The sequence below is a fragment of the Mycobacterium sp. E1715 genome (genome assembly GCF_001667625.1).
GTDB lineage: Bacteria > Actinomycetota > Actinomycetes > Mycobacteriales > Mycobacteriaceae > Mycobacterium.
The window spans coordinates 1-1,165 of the sequence record NZ_LZJJ01000083.1 but is presented as its reverse complement, the minus strand read 5'-3'; the positions used below and the strand labels follow the sequence as shown (position 1 = coordinate 1,165).

The window sequence follows — 1,165 nt, the reverse complement described above, 5'->3', positions numbered from 1 at the left end:
ACCGGCTTCCCGTCGGCGAGCACACCCGCGACTACCCCGAACTCGACCAGGCCCCGGTGGCCGCGATCCCTGGCGACGCGGTCGAGCTGGGCGTGGTGCCCGGGCCGCGCGACGATTGGTTCGCCGACCCCGATGCTCTGGTGCACAACAATTGGGTCGCCTCCGACCGCAGCGACCGCGTGGGCATGCGATTGGTCGGCCGTCCCCTGCAGTACCGTTACCCGGACCGGCAGCTGCCCAGCGAGGGCACCACGCGTGGCGCAATTCAGGTACCGCCCAACGGATTACCCGTGATTCTTGGCCCCGACCACCCGGTGACCGGAGGTTACCCGGTGGTCGGCGTGGTGATCGACGAGGACATCGACAAGATCGCCCAGGTGCGTCCCGGGCAGTCGGTTCGCCTGCACTGGTCACGCCCGAGGGTGCTGGTGGCCGCCCAGGCGCCGGCCGCCGGCGCCGGCTGGCCGTTTTCCTGACCGTGATGTATTCCAGCTCACACAGAGCCGCGTGCCGGGCTCGAATCACCGCTAATCGGCGGTGATTTCGCGGCCTGACGCCCTACAGGTACTTACCAGATAACTGGTAATCAACTAACAGGCGATTCCGGGTCGTTTGAGTTGACCCATTCCCGCCCCGAATGTGAACATCGAAATGCACGGCGGGGCATGCCTCTTCATTCTCTGCGCCCAGATTTCCCCCCGCTGCGCCGGTGAGCGACGACACCTGGCGCGGATAAAGCCGAATGCGCCGGTGAGTGGGCCTGACGAGAGGGAGAGTTATGCACGCCAGGTTGCGCGGCACCATGAGCGCCGGCGGCGCCCCGTCAACCCAACGCGCACAGTCGGATTCATCGTTGACGAAAGGTGAGAATCGGATGGCCCGCAATCACCGCATCGCGGACTGGAATCCGGAAGACACGGCTGCCTGGGAGGCCGGCAACGCCAAGATCGCCCGCCGCAACCTGTTGTGCACCGTCGCAGGCGATCACGTCGCCTTCTCGATCTGGACGCTGTGGCCCGTCATGGCGCTGTTCATGCCCGAGCACGTCTACGGCTTCTCCGCCGGTGACAAGCTGCTGCTCGGCGCCGTCGCAACCCTGGTCGGCGGCCTGGCCCGGATCCCCTACACGCTGGGCATCGCCGCCTTCGGCGGCCGCAACTGGACC

The 1,165-nt window shown here is 66.9% G+C and carries 2 pseudogenes; both read left to right on the top strand.

Annotation, left to right across the window (positions count from 1 at the left end):
* A pseudogene (locus A9X03_RS04650) lies at window positions 1-476 on the top strand (allophanate hydrolase subunit 2 family protein); the annotation flags it as partial.
* 398 nt (window positions 477-874) lie between these two features.
* A pseudogene (locus A9X03_RS04645) lies at window positions 875-1,165 on the top strand (MFS transporter); the annotation flags it as partial.